The 24,576-nt window shown below is 42.6% G+C and carries 22 protein-coding genes; 3 read left to right on the top strand and 19 right to left on the bottom strand.

Going from position 1 to position 24,576, the window contains the following annotated elements:
- Positions 1–237 precede the first annotated feature (237 nt).
- Both HZA77_01555 and gltA read left to right on the top strand, forming a co-directional pair.
- Complete coding sequence (locus tag HZA77_01555; protein MBI5374093.1) at positions 238–1,095, top strand: sulfide/dihydroorotate dehydrogenase-like FAD/NAD-binding protein; 858 nt, start codon at positions 238–240, stop codon at positions 1,093–1,095.
- Positions 1,092–2,504, top strand: coding sequence for an NADPH-dependent glutamate synthase (gltA, locus tag HZA77_01550; GenBank protein MBI5374092.1), 1,413 nt, complete (start codon positions 1,092–1,094; stop codon positions 2,502–2,504). Before HZA77_01555 ends, gltA begins: the two co-directional genes overlap by 4 nt.
- Here gltA and HZA77_01545 read toward each other — a convergent pair.
- The gene (locus HZA77_01545) at positions 2,485–4,134 is read right to left on the bottom strand and encodes a radical SAM protein (protein ID MBI5374091.1); all 1,650 of its coding nucleotides are present in this window, start codon (positions 4,132–4,134) and stop codon (positions 2,485–2,487) included. The genes gltA and HZA77_01545 overlap by 20 nt on opposite strands.
- 111 nt (positions 4,135–4,245) lie before the next feature.
- On the opposite strand from HZA77_01545, the gene HZA77_01540 reads away from it, so the two are divergent.
- Positions 4,246–5,412: a PIG-L family deacetylase gene (locus HZA77_01540; GenBank protein MBI5374090.1), complete on the top strand. Its 1,167-nt coding sequence runs from the start codon at positions 4,246–4,248 to the stop codon at positions 5,410–5,412.
- Here HZA77_01540 and HZA77_01535 read toward each other — a convergent pair.
- The 18 genes from HZA77_01535 to mraZ form a co-directional block, all read right to left on the bottom strand.
- Positions 5,409–5,648, bottom strand: coding sequence for a type II toxin-antitoxin system Phd/YefM family antitoxin (locus HZA77_01535; GenBank protein MBI5374089.1), 240 nt, complete (start codon positions 5,646–5,648; stop codon positions 5,409–5,411). The two genes, HZA77_01540 and HZA77_01535, sit on opposite strands and share 4 nt — an antisense overlap.
- Positions 5,649–5,852: 204 nt before the next feature.
- Positions 5,853–6,101, bottom strand: coding sequence for an AbrB/MazE/SpoVT family DNA-binding domain-containing protein (locus HZA77_01530; protein MBI5374088.1), 249 nt, complete (start codon positions 6,099–6,101; stop codon positions 5,853–5,855).
- Between the two features lie 87 nt (positions 6,102–6,188).
- A complete protein-coding gene (locus HZA77_01525) occupies positions 6,189–7,043 on the bottom strand; it encodes a hypothetical protein (protein ID MBI5374087.1) in 855 nt (284 codons plus the stop codon).
- Positions 7,044–7,483: 440 nt separating this feature from the next.
- The gene (ftsZ, locus tag HZA77_01520) at positions 7,484–8,677 is read right to left on the bottom strand and encodes a cell division protein FtsZ (GenBank protein MBI5374086.1); all 1,194 of its coding nucleotides are present in this window, start codon (positions 8,675–8,677) and stop codon (positions 7,484–7,486) included.
- Between the two features lie 72 nt (positions 8,678–8,749).
- Positions 8,750–9,970, bottom strand: coding sequence for a cell division protein FtsA (gene ftsA / locus HZA77_01515; protein MBI5374085.1), 1,221 nt, complete (start codon positions 9,968–9,970; stop codon positions 8,750–8,752).
- A gap of 35 nt (positions 9,971–10,005) precedes the next feature.
- Entirely contained in the window at positions 10,006–10,875 is an 870-nt protein-coding gene (locus HZA77_01510) for an FtsQ-type POTRA domain-containing protein (protein ID MBI5374084.1), read from the bottom strand.
- Positions 10,859–11,803, bottom strand: a complete 945-nt coding sequence (locus HZA77_01505; protein ID MBI5374083.1) for a D-alanine--D-alanine ligase — start codon at positions 11,801–11,803, stop codon at positions 10,859–10,861. Before HZA77_01505 ends, HZA77_01510 begins: the two co-directional genes overlap by 17 nt.
- Positions 11,803–12,738 (bottom strand): UDP-N-acetylmuramate dehydrogenase, encoded by a 936-nt coding sequence (gene murB / locus HZA77_01500; protein MBI5374082.1) that lies wholly within the window; start codon positions 12,736–12,738, stop codon positions 11,803–11,805. Before murB ends, HZA77_01505 begins: the two co-directional genes overlap by 1 nt.
- Positions 12,739–12,741: 3 nt before the next feature.
- Complete coding sequence (locus HZA77_01495; GenBank protein ID MBI5374081.1) at positions 12,742–14,100, bottom strand: UDP-N-acetylmuramate--L-alanine ligase; 1,359 nt, start codon at positions 14,098–14,100, stop codon at positions 12,742–12,744.
- Between the two features lie 12 nt (positions 14,101–14,112).
- Positions 14,113–15,219 carry an undecaprenyldiphospho-muramoylpentapeptide beta-N-acetylglucosaminyltransferase gene (murG, locus tag HZA77_01490; GenBank protein MBI5374080.1) on the bottom strand — a complete coding sequence of 369 codons (1,107 nt, stop codon included), beginning with the start codon at positions 15,217–15,219 and terminating at the stop codon, positions 14,113–14,115.
- Positions 15,212–16,303 (bottom strand): putative lipid II flippase FtsW, encoded by a 1,092-nt coding sequence (gene ftsW, locus HZA77_01485; GenBank protein MBI5374079.1) that lies wholly within the window; start codon positions 16,301–16,303, stop codon positions 15,212–15,214. The genes murG and ftsW overlap by 8 nt, the downstream gene beginning before the upstream one ends.
- Entirely contained in the window at positions 16,296–17,651 is a 1,356-nt protein-coding gene (locus HZA77_01480; protein ID MBI5374078.1) for a UDP-N-acetylmuramoyl-L-alanine--D-glutamate ligase, read from the bottom strand. The genes ftsW and HZA77_01480 overlap by 8 nt, the downstream gene beginning before the upstream one ends.
- An 8-nt stretch (positions 17,652–17,659) precedes the next feature.
- On the bottom strand, positions 17,660–19,084 hold the full coding sequence (locus tag HZA77_01475) for a UDP-N-acetylmuramoyl-tripeptide--D-alanyl-D-alanine ligase (GenBank protein ID MBI5374077.1): 1,425 nt from the start codon (positions 19,082–19,084) through the stop codon (positions 17,660–17,662).
- A complete protein-coding gene (locus HZA77_01470) occupies positions 19,081–20,589 on the bottom strand; it encodes a UDP-N-acetylmuramoyl-L-alanyl-D-glutamate--2,6-diaminopimelate ligase (protein MBI5374076.1) in 1,509 nt (502 codons plus the stop codon). The genes HZA77_01475 and HZA77_01470 overlap by 4 nt, the downstream gene beginning before the upstream one ends.
- Positions 20,590–20,593: 4 nt before the next feature.
- Positions 20,594–22,429 carry a penicillin-binding protein 2 gene (locus HZA77_01465; protein ID MBI5374075.1) on the bottom strand — a complete coding sequence of 612 codons (1,836 nt, stop codon included), beginning with the start codon at positions 22,427–22,429 and terminating at the stop codon, positions 20,594–20,596.
- A gap of 19 nt (positions 22,430–22,448) precedes the next feature.
- Positions 22,449–22,787 (bottom strand): hypothetical protein, encoded by a 339-nt coding sequence (locus HZA77_01460; GenBank protein ID MBI5374074.1) that lies wholly within the window; start codon positions 22,785–22,787, stop codon positions 22,449–22,451.
- Between the two features lie 29 nt (positions 22,788–22,816).
- Entirely contained in the window at positions 22,817–23,755 is a 939-nt protein-coding gene (gene rsmH, locus HZA77_01455) for a 16S rRNA (cytosine(1402)-N(4))-methyltransferase RsmH (protein MBI5374073.1), read from the bottom strand.
- A gap of 14 nt (positions 23,756–23,769) precedes the next feature.
- Positions 23,770–24,246: a division/cell wall cluster transcriptional repressor MraZ gene (gene mraZ, locus HZA77_01450; protein MBI5374072.1), complete on the bottom strand. Its 477-nt coding sequence runs from the start codon at positions 24,244–24,246 to the stop codon at positions 23,770–23,772.
- Between the last annotated feature and the right edge of the window lie 330 nt (positions 24,247–24,576).

The raw sequence follows: 24,576 nt of genomic DNA, 5'->3' as shown, positions 1-24,576 counted from the left end.
ACATTATTCCCTTTGATGCAATATGCAACACCTCAGTGACAGGGGGGTGTCTCTGCTATTGAAAATATTTTTTATTTTATTAACCAGTATTAACCAGAATACAGCCTTCTGTGTCAAAATGCGCCCCATTTTGAGGTTGACAAAAGGGCTTTTTTCTTATTAAAGAGCGCGCAGTTACAGGTATTTTAGAAGGTGCGGACTTTAGTGCCGCACATTTTTATTTTGAAGGGATCACAGATGTTTGAAGTCATTGAAAAAAAAGTGTTATCTCCGCAGGTAAGTCTTCTTAAATTCAAAGCTCCTCAGATTGCCAAAACAAGGAAAGCCGGTCAGTTTATAATTTTCCAGATAGACGAGACTGGGGAAAGAATCCCTCTTACCATAGCCGACTCAGATCCTGACGAGGGGACAGTAACGTTAATCTGTCAGGGTGTAGGAAAATCTACCCTCAAGTTCAACTCCCTTGAGAAGGGTGAAAGTATAATGAGCCTTGTAGGACCTCTGGGCAAACCCTCCCATATAGAAAAATTCGGAACCACAGTCTGTGTCGGTGGAGGGCTCGGAATTGCAGTTGTCTATCCTCTTGCCAAGGCATTGAAGGAAGCGGGAAACCGCGTTCTCTCCATCATGGGCTTCCGCTCAAAGGAGCTCATGTTCATGGAGGATGAGCTTAAAAAAATCTCCGATGAACTTTATATCACAACCGACGACGGAAGCTACGTCAGACAGGGTCTTGTGACAGATGTTTTAAAAGAGCTTATAGAAAAGGGAGAAAAGATAGATTCCGTATTTGCGGTAGGCCCGGTACCCATGATGAGAGCGGTCTGCGAGCTTACAAGAAACCACAAAATAAATACTGTGGTGAGCTTAAATCCGGTAATGGTTGACGGCACAGGGATGTGCGGTGCATGTAGGGTAACCATCGGAGGAGCAACCAAATTTGTCTGCGTTGACGGACCTGAGTTTGACGGCCATCAGATTGACTTTGCAGAGCTTGCAAAAAGGCAGAATTTTTATAGAACAGAAGAGAAGATATCGCTGGATAAATTTAATGAACATAAGAAGTGCTGGGAAAGCGAGGCAAAAGTGAAATGAGCGGTAACAATCTTACACCTAAAGAAAGAATGCAGATCCAGAGGCAGCACATGCCTGAGCAGGATCCGCTTGCAAGAAATAAAAACTTTGAACAGGTAAACCTTGGATTAGCAGAAGAGATAGCAATAATGGAGGCAAAGAGGTGTCTTCAATGCAAAAATCCATTATGTGTGACAGGATGCCCCGTAGGAGTAAATATACCTGAATTTATAAAGCTTATCGCAGAAGGAAGACTTCTTGAGGCTGCACAGAAATTAAAGGAGAAAAATTCTCTCCCCGCAGTGTGCGGTCGAGTATGTCCGCAGGAAGAGCAGTGCGAAAAACCCTGCATCCTCGGCAAGAAAGGAAAGCCAGTAGGCATTGGAAACCTTGAACGCTTCGCGGCAGACTTCGAAATTGCAATGGGAGTTGCAAAGGTCCCGCCTCTGCCAAAATCCACAGGTAAAAGGGTTGCCATAGTCGGCTCAGGACCTTCTGGCTTAACAGCGGCAGGTGAGCTTGCCAAGTTAGGGCACGGAGTCACAATATTTGAAGCTCTTCATAAATCAGGAGGAGTTCTCATCTACGGAATCCCTGAGTTCAGGCTTCCAAAGAAAATACTCAATGTTGAAGTTGATTACGTAAAAAAACTTGGCGTAGAGATAGTAAATAATTATGTTGTCGGGAAAACTGAGACTCTGGACGGTCTTTTAAGCAGCGGCTATCATGCAGCCTTCATTGGAACAGGCGCAGGACTTCCTTATTTCATGAACATTCCGGGGGAGAATTTAAACGGCGTTTATTCCGCCAATGAATATCTGACAAGAGTAAACCTGATGAAGGCATATCTCTTCCCTGAATACGACACCCCCATATTCAAAGGAAGAAATGTAGCAGTAGTAGGCGGAGGAAACACGGCAATGGATGCAGTGAGGACCTCAAAGAGGCTCGGTGCTGCTCACTCATATATAATTTACAGGCGTTCGCAGGCTGAAATGCCGGCAAGACTCGAAGAGGTAAAGCATGCTGAAGAGGAAGGGATAGAGTTTAGGCTTCTTACCAATCCTACAAAAGTAATCGGAGATGAAAAGGGATGGGTAAACGGGATTGAATGCCTCAAGATGGAGCTTGGCGAGCCTGATGCGTCGGGAAGAAGAAAGCCGGTTCCGGTCAAGGGTTCTGAATTCATAATAGATGTTGATATAGTTATAATAGCAATCGGCAACGGCGCAAACCCGTTAATACCGATGACAACCAAAGGGATTGACACTAACCGCTACGGCAACATAACAGCAGATCCCAAAAGTCAGGCCACAAGCAAGCCCGGAGTTTTTGCCGGAGGCGACATAGTGCGAGGCGGAGCTACCGTCATACTCGCAATGGGTGACGGAAAGATAGCAGCACAGTCGATCAACGAATATCTGAAGTAGCAGAAAAATCTTTTTTCACAGATTTATACTTCATATAAAGCGCGCGTCTGCTTACTCCTGCGTTTATAAAATCCCAGGGGAATTTCTCATCTTCATCGCGTTCCCTCATTACATAATAATCAGGGTTAACCTCCGATTCCCTCAATGCCCTGTTCCAGTCACCGCCATGCTTTAAAACATCAATCAGGAGCTGACCTGCACGTCTGTCAGCCCTTGAAAGTATCCCCTGTATGCGGGCAAACTTGGGAAGGTCGCAACTAAATCCAACACCATCAAGTTTACCGAATGAGCGGGTGAGAAACCCGAGCTTTTCCTTAAGACTTTTTACATCATCCATTGGCGCCCATTGAAAAGGAGTAAAAGGCTTTGGGACAAAAGAGCTTGCACTAACGGAAAGGTTTAAGCTTATTGAGTGCTTTGCACCATTATGTCTTATCTTCTTAACAAGGGAAACTATGGCACTGACATCTTCTTCAGTTTCTCCCGGCAACCCGACAAGGAAATAGAGCTTAATATTTTTTATCCCCCTCTTTCCCAGCATACATATTTTTTCTATCATCTCATCTTCATCAAGTTCTTTGCCGGCTATCTGCCTCATCCTGTCTGTGCCGCATTCCGGGGCAAGAGTTACTGTCTTCTGCCCGCACTTAATGAGGAAATCTACAAACTCCTCTTTAAGATCAGCGAATCTGATGGATGAAAAAGATACTTCTATTCTTCGTTTTAGAATCTCGGATGCAATGGTGGAAAACTCTTTGTGCTCTGCCATTGATGAAGTTATAAGTCCGACCTTTGATGTTGAGCTAAGTCCATTGTCAATATGAGAGAGGAGTTTCTTAGCGCTTTTAAACCGGAGCTTTCCTCCAAAATTTCCAAGCAAACAGAACCTGCACCTGGCCGGGCATCCTCTAGATACCTCTACAAGATGCATTGAAGAGAACTCAGATTCGGGAGTCACTATCCTTGAATATGTTGATGAAATCTCCATATCGGTAAGCCTTGAGATTTTAACTTCTCTGTTTTCATTGCGAGCTGTAAGCTGCGGCAAATATGCTCCTTCAACATCGGAAAGCGCTGAAAGTATTGCTTCCTTGCTTTCTCCCCCTGAAGCGCCATTTAGTTTTTCTTTGGCTGAACTGATTATGGGCTCAGCTTCACCAAGCAGAAAAAGATCTATGAACATGGAAATCGGTTCAGGATTAGATGACAGTGCAATCCCCCCTGCAATGATGAGCGGGGCATTGTCATCTCTTTCCGATGAAAGGAGCGGAATACCGGAAAGGCTTAAAATTTTAAGCACATTTAAATAATCATTCTCAAAGGAAACTGAAAAGATAATGATGTCAAATTCGGAAAGTGGTGTGGAACTTTCAAAAGAACATAGCCGGCTATTGGTTCTTAGAAATCTTGCCTCTTCGTCCGGCTCAGGCAAAAATGCCCTTTCGCAGGATATATTATAGATTTCATTCAGCATCCCATAGACAGACTGGAAGCCTAAGTTTGACAAGGCGACCCTGTAAACATTGGGGTAGATAATGACCGCCCGGATCTTCCCTTCGGGGTTTAGAGATAAAGTCCCCTTCTCAAGGGAGAGAAGACCTTCCCTTGTACTTTGCGCAAGTTTACTCATGAATTATAAGTAACAGTCTAAGCTACCTTTGTCAAAAGAGGAATGAGAAATGATTTATAAAAAGAGATGTGATATGATTGCGCAAAATAAAAATTAACCATTTTCACGAGAATGTTTAATAAAAAGGACAACTTATATTGGACACTAATTATACTTTTAGTAATAGTTTTCTCTGTTAGTAATATCACTTTAAAAATTGCAAAAGCAGTTAGCCAGCCAGAAAACCCGCATCGAAGAAGAATACTTGTAATAGCCCCACATCCGGATGATGAAATTCTAAGCTGTGCAAAAGTAATATCAGAAGCATTAAACAATGGTGAAAAAATTAAGGTCTTGCTGATGACAAATGGAGATATTCCTCAATTTCCAACATCTAAGAACCCTTATAAAGGATTCATCACGAACACAGGAGTGCATGATGTAAATGAAAACGGCTATATCGATAATGTAGATTATTGCTACCAAAGACAGGAGGAAACAATTAAAGCAGACATAAAATTAGGATTGGATGCAAAGGATATTATATTTTTAGGCTATCCCGGAGGAAATTTATGGAGGCTTTATAACTTTGGATACAATGGTATATCCTTTGATATTGGACATCCTTTTGATACAGCTTTTGCATTAAATCCCGGGACCGGATTCGTATCACCATATAAAAACGCATACCATTCATTAACCAATAGTAACAACCCCACAGTTCATTCAAGAAGTTATATTATCAATGACTTGAAAGATATTTTCAGAAACTTTAAGCCAACAGATATATATGCCCCGATAGAATTTGATGATAATTCTAATCATAAAAGCACAACGATTTTCATAAGGGTAGCTTTGCAGGAGTTAAAAGATTCAAAAGAAGAATTTGCCTTTAATGTAAGGCTTCACAGATATTTGATTCACTTTAGTGGCAATAATATCAGTTATCCTGATCCAAACAATCCAAAACTAGGGTTGAGAAATGATAAGAATTGTGAAGCCGTCAAATGGGAGGATACAAAGATAGGTATGGCCCCTAATGGTTCAATTCAATTAGATTCAGATTTCAAAAAACTAAAACATGAAATAATTGATTATTATTCCACTCAATATCCAAGAAAAAAGATATTGCAGCCGCCATGCAATAGGAATACAGAGGTTCTTTGGATGCACCAATACGTTAAAGACAGAGAGGAATGGTGGGATCTGCCATTAGAAATCGATACAGACTTCCCTATTTTTGAAAAACTCTCCTTAAAAGACAAAACATTATTTTTTCTTAAAAAGCTCTTTCACTAAAGATCTTCTATTTTTGTCCCCATGCCTGATTTGAGGTTATGGCGGGCTTGTTCGATCTTCTTTAGAAATCGCGGGTCGTTCTCTAAAAGATAATCAAACCAACCTTCTTCATCTTCAAATCCGATTAAAATCCCCGCAGGTTTCCCATGACGTGTTATTACGACTTCCTCCTTCTCCGCTAATCGTAAAAACCTCGAAAGATCATCCTTTACTTCAGATAATGCCGCTTTTTTCATGTTTTATCTCCTGCTTTTTCAAGCCATTGAGCTGCTTTTGATTTTGAGATTATTGCCAGTATTTCTACATTTTTCAAACGAGAACAAATTTTTCATTCCAACTTGCACAAGCCCACTTATGAATTAAAAATAACAGTCTCAATCACCTTTGTCAAAAAAGGAATTAATAAAAGTAAGTTAACTATTAAAAGGGTTACTCAATAATTATATATGGCGGGATTTATTCTTCCTTGCCCATCTGACAGCCTTCGGTACTTCACTAACAGTGATGCTAAGTTTTGCGAGTTTTTCCCTGATGCCTTCCAGTGCGGTATTCTCTGAGGTTATCCTGACCGGCACCAGAACAATCTTTCTATCTCTCACAGAGATATCAAAATAGTCAGTGTCAGGGAAAGACTTAACAATCTCCTTGGGAAGAGTAAGCTGATTTTTTGATGTTTTCTTCACAAGCATAATTCCTTACCTCTTTACTGTAAGGATATTTTACCCGGATAACATTTTCAAGTCTTATTGTTGGAAAAGAGAGAGGTGTCCCGGAAGTTATTTTAATAATTTAACAAACAGTTTAAATCCCATTAGTGTAAACACGAAAGATAAATACAACATAAAAAGGGAAACTACTGATGCTAAAGTACTTGCGACAAGGATAAATTTATTGGATGGCAACTTATCTAAGTTTTCTCTAGACTTAAAAATAAAACAAAAGAACAGAGAAAGATCTGTCAACACCGCTGCAATACCGCTAATAAAAAATACTCTACCACTTGGATAAATCATATAAACAACTGCTGCCAGAAGTGTAATTAATAAAACTAAAACAACAAATGCAAAATTCTTTTTACGAATGGGATTTAACTGACGGGGAGATTTCTTTATGAGTTCCCCATTATAATTTTCTTCAAAATATTCTTCCTCTATTGGTTTTTCAATAATTGATGAAACTTTTTCGCAAAATTGTAACCAGCTTCCCCCAATTAGTTCATCTCCTTTTATTAAAGAAACCATACTCCCATCATATTTTTCTATAATCAGTTCATATTTTGTTGAGGCAGGACGGAATAAACAATATTTTGCTTTAAGGCATTTAATTTCACTTAAAAGAGCCTCCTGTAAGACTTGCTTCTTCTTTATTAATTTCAAAGTCCCTGATTCTTTATCAACTAGTACTCTAGAAATATATTTTTGTGGGAGACAAATCATAAGAAAGCACATTATGATAAATGGTGAAATAAATATTGTAGTTATAATTATTATAATATCAATTCCCCCATTTTTGATAATGTGAAATATAATTGAAGCAATTAATGTCAGCAAACCCATTATTCCTGTACCTTGAAGTGGTGCTATCCAGGTTGAAAGTCGTCGTGGGGCAAGTATAGTTATCTGATTTTTCATACAGTATCCAAGGTCTGGTTTTATATTTTAGGATTCATTCCATTTCAATAATCTGTAAATCATAGAATAATAGAAAGAAATACCATCAGCAATCTTTTTTTGGCTATATCTGTATTTTTCTACCTCAAAAACTTAATAAAATAGATTTGACGGATGAGATCGCCACGCTCCTTACGGTCGCTCGCGATGACGAGATTGAGTAAAAGCACAGAAGTGGAAAAATCTGGATTCCGGGTCAAGCCCGGAATGACAGTAGTTTGCAAATGCGAGATTCGCGCAAGAGACGAGGAAGTAATTTGTAATTATTTTTTTGCGAAAGCAAGTTTTGAGCAGAAGACAAGGAAATGTCCTGCGAGTAAAACGGAGCATACTTTGTTTGTATGTGAGTATTTACGAGCAGGGCAGTGACGCCGTATGCTGCCAAAAATTGCCTTCGCCGATTAGTCGGCTTTGCGGCGAAGGAACGCCGGCACGTCGAGATCATCCTTCCTAAACGACAGCGACGACTTCACCTCGCTTCTCGATGGCACTTCCCTCTTCTGGTTCTTCAATCTTATGAAAGCAGGAATATTCCTATTATCCCCGTCGATGGGTGTAACATTACCTTCATCAGAGCCAGACATAGACATATCGAGAAGCTCAGGCCTGATATCAAAACCCGATGTACTCTGCTGGCGCTCTTTCTCAAAGCCTGTTGCAATGACAGTAACCTTTACTTCATCCTCCATGTCATTATCAACAACATGACCAATAATAAGAAGAGCGTCTTCGGTTACATTCTCATTTATTATGCTCGATGCTTCATTTATCTCATGGAGCGAAAGGTCAGGTCCGCCGGTGATGTTCACAAGCACACCTCTTGCGCCCTCTATGGAACCTTCCTCAAGGAGTGGACTTGAAATTGCACTTTGTATGGCCATAATGGTTTTTCCTTCTCCGCTTGCCATTCCGGTCCCCATTATCGCCCTTCCCATGTTGCTCATCACAGTCCGTACGTCAGCAAAATCAACATTGATATAGCCGGACTTCATTATTATATCAGATAAACCCTGCACTGCCTGGCGCAGAACATCATCAGCCATCTTGAAAGCATCAAGAAGAGCGATATCTCTCCCTGAAATGCCAAGCAGCCTCTGATTTGGAATCACTATAAGGCTGTCAACTGCATCTTTAAGTTCCTCGATTCCCTGATCGGCAATCTTCATTCTTCTTTTCCCTTCGAAGAGAAAAGGCTTTGTAACTATTCCCACAGTCAAAGCGCCGGAATCCTTTGCTGCCTTTGCTATGACAGGTGCAGCGCCCGTACCTGTCCCTCCGCCCATGCCGGCAGTTATGAATATCATGTCTGAATCTATTAAGTAGGCCTTTACTTTTTCTATGTCGTCTGTTGCAGCCATCTTCCCTTTTTCAGGGTCAGCTCCTGCGCCGAGCCCACGCGTTAAACTCTCACCTATCTGAACTCTGCAGTCCGCCTGTGATCTTCCGAGCGACTGAACATCAGTGTTAGCGACAATAAAATCAACTCCGCCTATCTGCTGACACTTAACCATGGAATTTACTGCATTGCCGCCTCCTCCTCCGATACCGACTACTTTTATCCTTGCTCTCTTTGACTCACTGGCAAATTCTATCATCCATCCACCTCCAAAGTATTAAGTTGTTTTCTTATAAAAAAATTTTATTTAAAATTTTTACAAAACTTATTTTCATACGAATTCCTGGAACCATCCCATTGCCTTCTTAAAAAGTCCTCCCATCCCCTGAGTATCAGGCATGGAATCACCCATTGATTTGCTTCCGTAAAGAATAAGACCTACTGCAGTCGAGTACATGGGGTTCTTTACCTTTTCAACAAGACCTCCGTCCATTTCAGATGGGGAGCCTATCCTTACAGGAAGCTCAAACACCTGCTCTGCCACTTCCTGTGTTCCGGGCAGAAGTGACGCACCTCCAGTCAACACAATGCCTGATGCGATAAGGTCTTCAATACCTGACTTCCTTATCTCCTGCCTTGCAATGGAAAATATTTCTTCAACGCGGGGTTGGATTATCTCGCTTAAAATCTTTCGCGAAAGTATTGTTGGTTCCTTCCCGCTGATCCTGTCCACTTCTATCTTCTCATCCGGTTTTACAAGGGCCGAATAAGCACATCCGTATCTGGTTTTTATTTTCTCAGCCTCTTTCCGCGATGCGCGAAGGCCCACAGCTATGTCGTTCGTTACATGGTTTCCCCCGAGATCTATCATGGACGTGAACTTGATACATCCGTTATAGTATATCGCTATGTCCGTTGAGCCTCCGCCGATATCTAAAAGTGCCACTCCAAGCTCTTTCTCATCTGAGGAAAGCACTGCTTCTCCTGACGCAAACTGCTGGAGGACTACATCTTCTATCTCGAGCCCTGCCTTGTTGCAGCTTTTCACAACATTCTGAATGGAGGTTACGGCGCCAGTCACTATGTGCACCTTTGCTTCAAGCCTGACACCGGCCATTCCCACCGGTTCCTTTATACCTCCCTGGTCATCTATTATATATTCCTGCGGGATGACATGTATTATTTCCCTGTCCCGCGGCATGGCGACTGCCGTTGCATTGTCTATGACGCGCTGGACGTCTTTCTTTTTAACTTCCTTATCATTTATTATTATAAGCCCGTGGCTGTTAAACCCTTTGATATGGTTGCCGGCTATTCCCGTGAAGACCCTGCTTATCTCAATCCCCGCCATAAGCTCCGCTTCTTCCACGGCTTTTTGTATTGATTCAACGGTGCTTTCAATGTTTACGACTACACCGCTTTTCAACCCCTCCGAAGGGGCCATCCCAAGACCTATTATTTCAAGGCTCTCATTCTCCTTAGGTTGCGCTACAAGGCAGCACACTTTCGTTGATCCGATGTCCAATCCGACTATAAGGTTGCTCTTAGCCATCTATGGCCTCCATATGTTAAAAGAGTAAATTTTTTTCACGTTTCTTTGACCACATTCTTTTCTTCAGGTTCTGATTTGTTGTCAGTCCGTATTATAACCCTGTCTTTGAATCTTAAGTCAAAGAGGGATATCCGTATCAGTTCTTCATCTTTGAAAGAGTAAAAAACTTTTTTCAGGTTATCCATTTTCTCCGTTATCATTCCGTCGCCAAGATATACCTGGAAAGAATAAGAGGACATTACAAGGACCGGGTTGTTCGAGTCTTTAACGTCTATCTCTGCAACCTTGTCCTTAATCCACGAAGCTCCCGTACTTATCTGCTTTATCACGGCCACTGCTTCTTCCATCCCTTTCCCTTCAACCTTTTCTCCCGGCCTGTATGTCTTTAAATTGCCTATCCCTTTTATTGTGAGAAGCCCTTCTGTCTTAACCTGCGGCATCGAATCAAGAACAACACCGCATTCATCTACTAATTTTAAACCATTATTATCGAGCCATGCAAAAGGTTTTCGTTCTTCGATGTTTATATAGACCGAATTGGGAAGTTTCTTTCTCACACTCACTGACTTTATCCATGGAATTTTTTTAAGCTCTTCTACCGCATCAGAGGCGCTGAAAGAAAATATACTGCACCCTGAAAAACCTCCGGCAGTAATGATCTTCTGCTCAGGAAGCAATTCATTCCCTTCAATGTTTATACGTGGCAGACCGAGGAAGGCGAGGCTTGAGATATAAGTCTTCACAAATACCGCGACTAGAAGAATGGAAATAATCACTGTCGCATATGTCAAAAAATTTGCCGGAAGAAATGCGATACTTCTCTTCCCTGAAGAAGATTTTCCTCCCTTCTTTTTCCTTGAGACCCTCTGATCACGCAGTACTGTTGTTCTACCTCTTCTTTTCATAGGCTTCCTCTAATATGCTGTAGACAAGTTTATCGAAACTTATACCAACCTTAGCTGCCGCCATGGGCAGAAGACTTGTCTCCGTCATCCCGGGGATGGTATTCACTTCGAGCACATAGACATTCCCTTCAGCATCCATCCTTATGTCAACCCGGGGGGAACCGCTGCATCCCAATGCCTTGGATGCCATGAGTGAATATTGTCTGCACTGCATCTCCTCATCTTCAGAAATCTTTGCAGGGCATATATAGGTTGTCATGCCTTTCTTATACTTTGCATCGAAATCATAAAAACCGCTCTTTGCGCTCATCTCTATCACAGGCAGTGCTTCTCCTCTTAAAACTCCCACAGTGAGATCCCGTCCCTTAATGAATTCTTCGATTATGAGCTTTCCGTCATATTTACCTGCAAGAGCAAATGCCTCTGCCATCTCTTTCTCATCTTTCACAATCGTTATCCCTATGGTTGAACCTCCGCAGGCAGGCTTGCATACAACAGGATAAGGGATTTCATTTTCTGCGAGCATATTGATACATTTTTCTGCATCATCTCCTGCATCCAGACGTGCAACTATAAAATTAGGCGTAGGAATATCGTTGTGCAGGAATATTATTTTTGAAAGCTCCTTATCCATAGAAATGGCGCTTGCAAGCACGTTGCTTCCCGTATATGGAATCCCCTCTATCTCAAGAAGTCCCTGCACCGTTCCATCTTCCCCGCCCGGACCGTGAAGAGAGATAAATGCGATGTCTATCTTCTCCTTCTCAAGCTTTTTTAAAATACCTCCAGCCGGGTCTATTTCGACTGCATTAAATTTCTGTCTCAGAAGAGAGGTCAGAACTGCACTCCCTGTCTTTAAAGAAATATCTCTCTCAGATGAAGTGCCCCCCATCAGAACCCCTATCTTTTTTTGTAAAAGAGGCTTCATTATAATCCTTTCCCGATAATTTTTATCTCCGGATCGAGTGATACACCGGTCTTAGCAAACACCTTATCATGCATAATATTTATCAGCTCCAATATGTCGCGCGCAGAAGCATTCCCACGGTTTACAATAAAGTTCGCATGTTTCGCGGAAACAACGGCACCTCCTACGCTCTCTCCTTTTAATCCCGCAGCATCTATAAGTCTTCCGGCTGAATCACCTTCAGGGTTCTTGAATATTGATCCCGCAGTGTACGGCTCGGAAGGTTGCTTCATGCGGCGCTCTTTTATATATATCTCCGACTTCCTGTTAAATTCTTCTGGGTCTACAGCATCCAGAATCATCTCAGCTCTGATGACAACAGCGCCTTTTTTAAGCTCCGTATATCTGTAGCCATATCTCATTGAGCCTTTATCCAGAGAGACCACCTCACCAGTTTTTTTAAGGATCTCAAGAGAAGATACATGTTCCATTATGGAATCTCCGAAAGCACCGGCGTTTCCTGACACTGCGCCGCCCATTGTCCCTGGAATGCCGCATGCAAATTCAAGTCCGCCTATTCCTTCTGCGCCTATCACCCTTATCATTTGCGTAAGTGCCGCTCCTGCTTCAGCTCGGACAATATATCTTCCTTCTCTTTCTTCCCATCTGAATCCCCTGTAATCTTTCGCAAGATTTATGATTATCCCCTTGTATCCGCTATCAAGGCAGAGGATGTTTGAACCATGACCTATTGGAATAAAATCCATCTTCCATTTCCTGCAAAGCGCTGCCGCTTTTTTTATTTCCTCGATCCCGGCAGGGAATAGCATTCCCCATGCATTGCCTCCGGCATGAAAAGTCGTGTGTTCCTTCATGGGAACATTGAACTTCACCTTTTCCCCAAATGTCTCAGCAAATTCCTGCTGCCAATTATTAGTCATAATTGTCACTGCCATTTTTTATTTTAAAAACTCCTCTCCAATCTCATAGACATTGCCGGCGCCAAGAGTTATCAGCATGTCTCCCTTTGCAAGGTTGAGGCTTAGAAATTTCAATATCTCTTTTTTTTCGCTTATGTGGTGCACATCCTTATGCCCATGTGCTTTTATTCCTTTGCTCAGGAGATCTGAATCAATGCCTTCTATTGGTTTTTCACCGGCAGGATAAATGTCAGTTACAACCAATGTGTCGCAGTCATAAAAAGACCTGTAGAACTCTTCCAGAAGGGACTGTGTCCTTGAGTAGCGGTGCGGCTGGAACAAAACTATGATTTTCCCTGACCATATGCTTCTCGCAGCCTGAAGTGTTGCGCGTATCTCGCTTGGATGATGACCGTAGTCATCAACAACTGTGATCCCGTCTTTTTCACCCTTGTGCTGAAGCCTTCGTTGTATTCCTTCAAACTCGCCAATGGCAGATATTATTGTATCAACAGGGATCGAAAGCTCCTGTCCCACTGCAATTGCCGCAAGTGAATTGAGCACATTATGTCTTCCTGTCAATTTCACTTTTACATGTCCCAGCTTCTCTTTTTTAAAATAGGCATCAAATCCGCTTTCAAAACCAGCGAACGTAAGATTATCAGCTGTATAGTCAGCCTGCGAATTGAACCCGTAAGTTATTGTCCTCTTCTCAAGCAACGGGATTATGTCCTGTATGTTTTCATCATCTGTGCAGATAACGGAAGTCCCGTAAAATGGGACTTTGTTCAGGAAAGCAGAGAATGTTTCTTTCAGCTTCTTCATGTCGCCGTAAAAATCCATATGCTCTTTGTCAATATTAGTGGCTACAGCAATACAGGGATTTAGTGTCATGAACGACCCGTCACTCTCATCCGCCTCTGCGACAAGGAATTCTCCCTGTCCAAGCTTGGCATTAGTGCCGGTGCTGTTTAACCTTCCTCCGATGACCGCCGTAGGGTCGAGTCCTCCTTTGGCGAGAACAGATGCAATGAGAGATGTCGTAGTAGTCTTGCCGTGGGAACCTGCGATTGCAATGCCGTATTTCATTCTCATCAGTTCTGAGAGCATCTCCGCCCTGCGAAGCACCGCTATCTTCTGTTCCAGAGCGCTTTTTGCTTCAATATTATCCGCAGTTACGGCAGAGCTGACAACCACAACATCGCTGCCATTTACGTTGCCGGCACTGTGGCCATAATATATTTCCGCTCCCAGGGATTTAAGCCGTTCCGTTATCTGGCTCTTTTTCATGTCAGAGCCGGAAACTTTATAGCCGAGGTTTAACAGCACTTCGGCAATGCCGCTCATCCCTATTCCGCCTATACCAACAAAATGTATCTTTAGATTTTTTCTGTACAATTTCTATCTCACTTAAAACAGCATTTCACACTGCTTTACTATTTCTTCAGCCGCATTGATTTTGCTGAGCTGTCCTGCCTTGTCAGAAAATAGCTCAAGCTTCCCCCTGTCACTGATAAAATTTTCAATCGCATCTGCAAGACTTTCTCCGGTTATCTCGCTTTCTCTCATCATCAGCGCCGCTCCCTCTTTCTCCATGCTCCTCGCATTATGCTCCTGATGGTTATTGGTAGCATAGGGGAAGGGAATGAGAATCGATGCCTTTCTGCATGCCTGCAGCTCGCTCAATGTTGTTGCTCCGGCTCTTGATACAACCATATCAGCCGCAGCATAAGCATCTTCCATGTTTAAGATAAAAGATGCAGTAAATCCCTCAATGCCTTCATTTTTATATTTTTCTCTCACTTTTTCGAAATCGCGCTCCCCTGTCTGGTGTATGAGCTGGAAGCTGCATCCTCTTTTTTTAAGGAGAACTGCCGCTTCAGGAACAAGCTCGTTTATTCTTCTGGCGCCCTGGCTTCCTCCAAACACAAGGAGAGTAAATTTTCCTTCTGCAAGCCCCCATTGCTGAATGGCCTTCTCCCGTGACCCCTTCCGGACAGAATCCCTTACAGGATTTCCTGACCAGAAAACCTTTTTTGCGGGAAAGGCTTCCATGGAACCTCTGAAGTTCACCGCTATCTTCTTTGCAAACACGGAAAGTATCCTGTTCGTTGCTCCCGGATAAAGATTCTGCTCTAATATCAGAGAAGGAACTCCCCGAAGCCATGCTGAAAGTATTACAGGCCCTGAGCTGTAGCCTCCAACGCCCACTGCTATATGAGGCTTAAATGAATTAAGTATCCTTGAAGACTGCACAAGGCTCTGCGGTATGGCCATAATCCCTTTCAGCATACTGGAAATTTTTTTCCCTTTTATTCCCATAGATTCTATAAGCTTAAATTCAATCCCGGATGAAGGAAGTATCTTTGCCTCAAGCCCTCCTGCTGCTCCGACGTAAAGAATCTTTGTTCCATCACCCCACCTTTTTTTCATCTCTTCAGCAATGCTCAAACCGGCATATATATGCCCGCCTGTTCCTCCTCCTGCGATTACTGCTCTCCTCTCATTTTCAGGCATGTTCTGATATGTTTAGCAGTACACCCGTAGAAAAAAGAGAGAACAATATGGATGAACCACCGTAACTTACAAATGGAAGAGGGATGCCTTTTGTAGGCATTAACCCTACATTCACTGCAATGTTTACTACTCCCTGAAAACCTATCAGTGCTGCTATTCCTACTGCAAGGAGCATCCCGAACATGTCATTGCTTCTCATGGCAACCATGACTCCCCTGTACATATAAAGGAAAAGAAGTCCTATAACCGTAACAACACCTATCATTCCTATCTCTTCTCCTATGACAGCAAGAATGAAATCATTATGAGGCGCCGGAAGATAAAACAGCTTTTCCCTCCCTTCACCAAATCCAAGTCCCCAGAACCCTCCTCTGGCGAAGGCATACATGGACTGGATTATCTGGAAACCGGACCCCTGGGCATCGGCCCATGGATCCATGAAAGCCGTCCATCTTTTCATCCTGTAAGGAGCAAGAACAACGGCCATGACAATCGCAGGCACAGCGAAGAGAATAACAGCAAAAACATATTTTATGCTCATGCCGCCTACAAAAAGAAGTATCGTGATCACAGCCGCTATGGTCACGACAGTGCCAAAGTCAGGTTGCTTCATAAGAAGGATAAAAAATAATCCTATCACTATAAGAAGAGGCATAAGCCCTTTCTTAAAATCCTTCATCCTTTCCCTTTTTTTCGAAATATAATGCGATGCATAAACGATGAGTGCAAATTTCGCTATCTCCGAAGGCTGAAGCCTTATCATTTTAAACTGTATCCACCGTGCCGCACCATTAACCGCTTTCCCTATAGGAGGGATAAACACAAGGACCATAAGCACAAAGGCAGCGCCAAGCAGAGGAATAGTTAAATTTCTGTAATTGTGATAATCAATGTTCATTGCTATAATCATTAAAACAAGACCCACACCTATGTACATTATCTGTCTTTTGAAAAAGTAATAAGGGTCAGAATATCTTTCCATGGACATTATTGCGCTTGCGCTGTAGACCATTATTGAGCCCATCCCTGAAAGCACGAGAGCTGAAAGCAATATTAGTTTGTCACTCCCTGACTGTTTAGGCATTTCCTTTAAGAGCCCTCACCTGATTTTTAAAATCGTCTCCCCTCTCCTCGAAATTGCGGTACATATCGAAGCTGGCGCATCCGGGAGAAAGTATCACCACGTCCCCATTGCCTGCACATTTGAAAGCGTACTTAACAGCATCTTCCATACTGCTCTCTTTTTGCATTTTCACTAACCCGCTGAAAGCATCTTCAAGCTTCTGGCTTGCCTCTCCAATAAGTATGAGTATGCGCACTTTTTCTGAAACTATATGTCGCAATGATTTAAAATCTCCCTTCTTGTCGCGTCCTCCGGCTATAAGTACAACCTGCTTTTCAAAGCTTTCAAGAGCCCGCTTCATAGCATCAACATTCGTGGCTTTTGAATCATTGATAAATTTAACTCCATCTATTGTGTCAACCTCTTCCATCCTGTGCGGAGGAGGAGTGAACCTCGCAAGGACTCTTTTAATAGCATCTGTTTCAACCCCTGCGGCAAAAGCACAGCAGATGGAAGCAAGGGCGTTTTCAAGGTTGTGAACTCCCATCATTCTTATTTCTGAAACAGCAAATACAGGAACCGCAGATTTCCCGTTCCTGAACATGATCATTCCGTCCTTCACAAAAACACCGTTTTCATTCATCTCTTTTTTGCTGAAGAAAAAGGAACGGGGCTTGAGTGGAGCAATTTTGCTTTGCGTAAACTCGTCATCGCTGTTAAGGACAAGAACATCTTTCTCCCTCTGGTTCATAAAAACGTTCATCTTGGCTTTCCCATAATCATCAATGGATTTATAACGGTCGAGATGGTCGGGAGTGACATTAAGTATTACAGCGATAGAGGGCCTGAAGGATTCTATAAGCTCAAGCTGGAAACTCGAAAGTTCAACGACAAGGAAATCTCCCTTGAACTTCTGTAAGGCAAAATCAGAAAGCGCTACTCCTATGTTGCCGGCTACAGGTGCATTTTCCCCGGCTTCAGCTAAAATATCACCGATCAGAGTGGTGACCGTGGTCTTCCCGTTTGTTCCTGTAACTGCAATAATTGGAGTATCTATAAAAAGACTTGCAAACTCTATCTCTGCAATTACTTTTTTGCCTTTCTTTTTTGCCTCCCTTACAAGCTCGCATCCTGCAGGAATGCCGGGGCTTAAAACCACGGTATCAATCCTGTCAATAAATTCAAGTCCATCGCTTTCTGTTGCAACTTCAAGCCATTCAGGAAATGCGGCTTCCCGGGAGGATTCAAGCTCGGATTTTTTCTTCCGGTCGCAGGCATAAACTTTCATTCCCTTTTGATACGCAAGCCTGCTTGCCGAAATTCCGCTCCTTCCCAGTCCTGCTACAAGTATGTTTTTAATTTCTCCCATTACTCTTTTTATTCCTTATCCCCGTTTGCCCCGCCGAATTTTTCCTTAAGCATTGCTACAACAGTCTCAAGATGCACTCCCCTTGATCCTTTTACGAGAACAGAATCTCCGCTGGAAAGCATATCCACAAGGGCCCTTCCAGCTTCTTCCGCACCGGAAAAAGAAAAAACCATTTCTTTATTCATTCCGCTTTTTACCGCCTCCTCTGCTGCTGCCAGAGAAAGGGTGCCGACTGTAATAAGAATAGTAATTCCCTTCTCTGCGGAAAGCCTGCCGATCTGCCTGTGCGATTCATCAGAGAATTTTCCAAGTTCGAACATATCCCCCATGACAATCACCTTGCGTCCGCTCTTTTTCAGAGTTGCAAAATATTCGATGGCTCTCCCAAAGGATAATGGATTCGCATTATATGTATCATCAACAAGGCAGATCCCGCCGGCAAGTTCAAAAAGTGTGGTTCTGCCGGGAAGCGATCTGGCTTCAGAAACTCCCTTTTTTATCTCATCGGAGCTCATACCGAGATGGAGTGCACATGCTATTGCCGCAAGACAGTTATAAGCATTGTGAATCCCAGGCATACCTACGTGTATCTCTTCATTGATGTCTCCGGAAGCAAACTTAAATGCACTCCCATTTTCGTAAGTCTCAAGGTCATACATTCTTACATCGCAATCTTTTCCCGTCCCGAAGGTAACTGTCTTTCCTGCGGTTATCTGTGGTATTTTTTCAAGCACCGGATCATCACCGTTATAGAGTAATGTCCCTCCGTTTTCATGGATGAATGATGCCATCTCAGCCTTAGCCATTCCTATTCCTTCTATGCCGGAAAAATTCTCAGAATGTGAAAGTCCGACGTTTGTAATTATCCCGACAACCGGTTCTGCTATATCGCAAAGTTTTTTTATCTCGCCCGCCGCGCTCATTCCCATCTCGAGAACTGCATAACGGCACCCTTCCTCAACAGGCAATATGCTGAGCGGAAGCCCGACAAGGTTGTTGAAATTTCCCGGGTTTTTAAGAACTTCCCCATTCATGCCCAGCACAGATGAGAGTATCTCCTTTGTCGTCGATTTGCCGTTACTTCCTGTTATCCCTATAACCAACGGATTTACCTTTCTCCTGTAATATCTTGCAAGAGACTGGAGCGCTGAAAGCGTGTCCTTAACTTCAAGCAGGCTGACATCAGGATTTTTTTCAATAATTCCTTCCACTTTATTCCTGTCTGAAAAAACAGCGCCTCCTGCCCCGTTTTCCAAAGCCACCCTGATAAAGTTATGCCCGTCAAACTTATCTCCTGTTATTGCAAAGAAAACCTCGTCTGCCGCACACTTCCTTGAATCTATTGACACCTTTGAGAAAAAAACTTTTTTTTTGTTCCCGAAACATTGAGCCCCGGTTGCCTCAATAATTTCTTCCAGAAAATATCTTTTCACATCTTCCCTTTTTTCTTCTCAAGCGCTTTGCCTGCTTCTTCTCTGTCATCAAAATTGATAATCTTCCCGCCAATTAGCTGGTAATCCTCATGTCCCTTTCCAGCTATAATCACCATATCCCCTTTTTCCGCCTCCATTATCGCAGATTCTATTGCAATGCTTCTGTCCTCAACCACTGCAACCCGTCCGGTCATGCCGCCGGTCATACCTGAAAGAATCTCCGATATAATGGACTGAGGGTCTTCACTTCGCGGGTTGTCTGATGTAACAAATACAAGGTCGCTTAACCTTCCTGCAAGCTCTCCCATAAGCGGCCGTTTGCTTCTGTCACGGTCGCCGCCGCAGCCAAATACGGTTATAAGACGGCACTCACAGATACGTCTCGCCTCTGTCAGGAGTTTTTCAATGGCATCAGGGGTATGAGCATAATCGACTATCACATCGATCCCCTGGTTGTTCTCAATCCGCTGAAACCTTCCCGGAACAACCTGCAATTCCTCTATCCCGGCTTCAATTGCGGCAGCCTCAACACCCAGCGACCAGCACGCCCCGGCAGCAGCCATTATGTTGTAGATATTAAATCTTCCTGAAAGCGGAGAACATATATTCAGAATATTCCCTTTGATTGATATTTTTGCATCAATACCCCAGCTGTCTGAAATAACTGACACCAGACTAACTGTGGCTTCCGGTTCACTCATGCTGTAAGTAACAGTTTCGACTCCCAGTTCTTTAACAAGCCTTTTCCCCCATGGGTCATCAATATTTATGACAAAACTTTTTGATTTCTTTCCGTCCTGGCTGAGCATGTTTGTAAAGAAGTCTTTTTTGCAGAGATAATAGTCTTCCATGCTTGTGTGAAAATCCATGTGTTCTGATGTAAGGTTGGTAAATATTCCGACATCAAACTCGCAGCCTGCAATTCTCTTCATGTGAACAGCATGAGATGAAACCTCTATTACAGCGCTGTCCACACCTGCATCTATCATCTGACTGAAAAATCTCTGTAGTTTCCCGGAGTCAGGGGTGGTCAGGGAAGAAGGAAAAACCTCAGGACCTATTTTGTATATTATTGTGCCTATAAGGCCTGTATTCCTTCCTGCTTTTTCAAGTATGGAATTAATCAGATAAGTGATAGTTGTTTTTCCGTTTGTTCCTGTAACACCTACGAGTTTTATCTTTGAAGAAGGGTTGCCGTAAAAATTAGCTGCAGCCATACCGAAGCTCTTTCTCGTATCACTGCACGTTAAAAAAACTGCGGATGGATTTTTACTTCCCAGCTTTTCATATTCAAATCCTTCATCTACCATGAAGACAGATGCACCTCTGTTGAGCGCATCTAATATGTAACCATGGCCGTCGCTTTTGGCACCGTTCATGGCGGCAAATAAAAATCCCGGGGCGCACTCACGTGAATCGCAGCTGATTCCGCTTATTTCCATATCCAGCCCGGCAGATGTAATTTTTTTGCAGTCAATATTAGTCAATAGTTCATCCAGATTCATAATTTCAGCTTTTTCTCTTGTTGGGAGGAGATACTTTTACAACAGGAGAACTTGCATTAACCTTTTTTATCTTTGGAGGCTCAGATGCCTCTTTGTTATTTTCCTCAGCAAGAAGAGGCTTATCAGTTTCCACGTCAGGTTTAACTCCAAGATAAAGCATTGAACGTTCAGCTATGCTCCTGAAAATAGGTGCTGCAACTACTCCTCCGTAATAAGCACCGACAGGCTCATCTATTATGACACTGATAACAATTTTGGGATTGTCAGCAGGAAGGAAACCAACAAAAGAAGAAAAAAACTTACCGCTCAAATAACCTCCGTTCCCGGCTTTCTGCGCAGTGCCTGTTTTCCCTGCCACAGTAAAACCGTCAATCCCGGCAAGAGTCGCAGTCCCGCCATCTTCAACAACTGTTTTCAGGATATCCCTTAGTGTGAATGCAGTTTCTTTTGACATAACCCTTCTTACAGGAACCGGTTCAAAGCTATCCTTCAATGTCCCATCCCAGCCTTCGATTCTTTTCAAAAGCCGCGGTTTGTATAACACTCCGCCGTTGGCAATGACTGCATAAGCCATGGTAAGCTGAAGCGGTGTGACAGCTATTTCCTGACCTATTGTGATTGAACCTATGGACACACCTGACCATTTTGAAGGATCTCTCAGCATCCCTGATGATTCGCCCTGAAGACCTACCCCTGTTTTGTCCCCAAACCCGTAAAGTTTTATGTATTTGTAAAGGAGGTCCTTGCCCATCTTTAAAGATACTTTTATCGAACCTACATTGCTTGATTTTCCTATCACTTCTTTAAATGAAAGAACGCCGTGTGGATGGGCATCTTTGATTCTCCTGTTTCCCACAGTGATATATCCGGGACTGCAATCGATCATGGTATAGGGTGATACTATCTTGTTCTCCAGCGCCGCCGATGCCATGACAACTTTGAAAAGTGAACCTGGTTCAAAGAAATCGCTGATTGCCTTGTTTCTCCAGGCTGACGGTTTATAGCTTTTCCTCTCGTTAGGATTAAACTCCGGATAGTTTGCTATGGCGATAATATCGCCGTTGGACGGGTCTATTACAATGGCAGTTCCCCCTTTTGCATTAGCTTCAATTACCCCTTTTGCAAGCTCGGTCTGAACTATGTGCTGAATATTTTTATCAAGGGTAAGAACTATATTGTCTCCGTCAGTCACAGGTTTTTCATAAACAAAAGGACTTTTGCCGCGCGCATCATGTTCTGTGATAACTTTAATACCTGATAGACCCGCTATATGCTTTTCAAACTGACGCTCAACCCCCTCAAGTCCCTCATTATCAATTCCCGTAAAGCCTAACATCTGACCGCCTAAAGAATCCTGAGGGTAAATTCTTTTGTTCTCTTCTATAAATCCAACCCCTTCAAGATTCAGTTCGCAAAGTTTTTTATATTCATCATCAGATATGAGACGTTTTATCCAGACGAATGCTTTGTTAACAGAAAGTTTTTTAATAACTTCAGATTCATTGAGCGTTAAAACCCTAGCCAGCACAGATGCGGTCTTTCTTGCATCTGATATCCCCCTTGGAATCGCAAACACGGAATTCACTTCAATGCTTTCAGCAAGGCTGCAGCGGTTCCTGTCAAATATCGCACCCCGCCTGGGTTTAATCTCTATAGCACGCTGAAACTGGTTTGCAGCTTTTGCGGAAAGCGTACTGCTTGCTATGACCTGAAGATAAAAATCCTTAATAAGTGCCAGCGCAAAAAGAGAACTAAGGCAGTAGAGGATAAGCTTAAGTCTCCGTCTCGCATCTCCAAAGCCCGTATTGGACTTCATGCTTTCAATTGAGCGTGCTTTCACTTAGAAAATAACCTCATAATTACTCCATTATCTTGATCTGAGAAATTAATGGTTTTTTGAATTCCATGTTCTCCAGGGCTTCCTTTTCAACTTTGTCAAGCGATGCAAGCCTCATGAGATTCATTTTCATCGCTCTGTTTTCTACTGTGAGTTCCTTAATCACATCCTCTTTCTGCTGGATGTCATATCCAAGTTTCATCCCGTAAATTTCTTTCCATGTAAGAAGGAATATTCCTGCACCAATCACAACTATGATAAAAAAATAGTAAAGAAAGCTTCTTGTCTTGCTCTCATCTCTTGGTTTATGCGCTGCCTTTTCGCCAAGCATGGAGCCTGCCACATAGATATTTACTCCCATTATTATTCCCCCCAACTTAATATTAAAACTCAGCTTACTTTTTCTGCCATTCTTAAAAGAGCGCTTCTTGCTCTCGGGTTTTGAGCTACCTCTTCAGGCGACGGCCTTAATGGTTTTCTGTTAATCCTCTTCAAAGTCTGCTCTTTCCCGCAGACACACTTGATAAATTCAGGCGGGCATATACATCCTTTTTCTTCCTGCGCTATAAATTTTTTTACTATCCTGTCCTCCAGAGAGTGATAGGATATAATGCAGATTCTCCCTCCCTTTCTAAGCATGCTGCACGCAGCCTTGAGACCCTGTTTGAGATTTTCAAGCTCACTGTTAACTGCAATCCTCAAAGCCTGGAAGGTTTTTGTGGCGGGATGAATGCGGCTGGGCCAAAATTTTCTTGGAATAGAATTAGAAATAATATCTGCCAGCTGATGAGTGGATGAAATTTCTTCTTTTTTCCTGCTTTGAACTATAGCCGCAGCAATCTTTCCAGACCACCTCTCCTCCCCGTATTCTTTTATTATTCTTTTCAATTCGTGCGCGGAACATTCATTAACCAGGCGAAATGCATTCAACTCGCTTCTGGTATCCATCCTCATGTCTAACGCTCCATCCCGAACAAAACTGAACCCTCTCACATTACTGTCAAACTGATGGCTTGAAACACCAAGGTCAAAAAGGACTCCTCCTACTTTTTCAATCTTAAGATCTTTAAGAATCTGCCCCAAATCGCTAAAGTTTCCCCGGACAAGTTTCACTTTAGAACCGAATGAGGAAAGCTTGTTTGCCGATTCCGCAAGCGCTTCTTGATCAAGATCAATCCCTATAAGCTTTCCTTTGTCCGATAGGTTTTTCAGGATCTCCTCGCTATGTCCGCCTCCCCCTAAAGTTCCATCAACAATCACGTCATCAGTGATTGCAGAAAAACATTGAACCACCTCATTCAACATTACCGGTTTGTGAAATCTCACCATATCTCATACATGTATCACAGTCCCTTTTTTGCAAATATCTCGCCGATGAAATCTGCTACATCAGGATTTTCGCGGGTATCATCATAGACCTTATTCCAGCGTTCCGTGTTCCATATCTCAAAACTCGTTATATCTCCCCAAAGGACAACATCCTTATCAAGACCGGAATAGTTTCTCAGATCTGTTGGAATTAATATCCTGCCTGCCTTATCAATTATGCATGGACGGGTGCTCGATAGAATAAACGCCCTGATTTTCCATTCCTGCGGGTTATACTTGCTGAGCTTGTCGAGACGGGATTGAAATATCTCCCATTCAGACATCGGATAGGCAACAATACAGCGGTTTATGGGGCTTTTAAATAACTGGATTTCTTCAGTATATTTGTTTTTTAATATCTCTCTGAATTCAGAAGGGATACTAAGCCTTCCCTTTGAATCAATAGTGTGAGAATATGTACCTGTAAATGAAGTATTGGAAGAAAGCTGCATTATTATAACAAGTTTTAAAATGTAATATTACTTATCCCACCTTATCCCACAATATGGCTTTAAGATAACCCCATAGGCATCCCTTGTCAAGAAAAATTGAAATACTTCCCCTCTATTTTTTTAAAAAAAAAACAAATAGTTCTCCCCTATTACCTATGTGTCGCGTCAAAAATTTCACTAACCTCAATATTAAGGCCAAATATCAATTTTATTTTTTTAAAAGCCTAATTTTTTGGCATCAATGTATGGTGGAATTTAGATTGATAATCTGCCTATTTGTAGTTAATCTGTGTTATGAAACACTGTATTTTATTAATTGAGCCCTGATAC

The sequence above is a fragment of the Candidatus Schekmanbacteria bacterium genome, from assembly GCA_016219965.1.
Taxonomy (GTDB): Bacteria; Schekmanbacteria; GWA2-38-11; order GWA2-38-11; family J061; genus JACRJM01.
The sequence above is the reverse complement of the archived record's forward strand: the minus strand, read 5'-3'. Positions and strand labels throughout refer to the sequence as shown.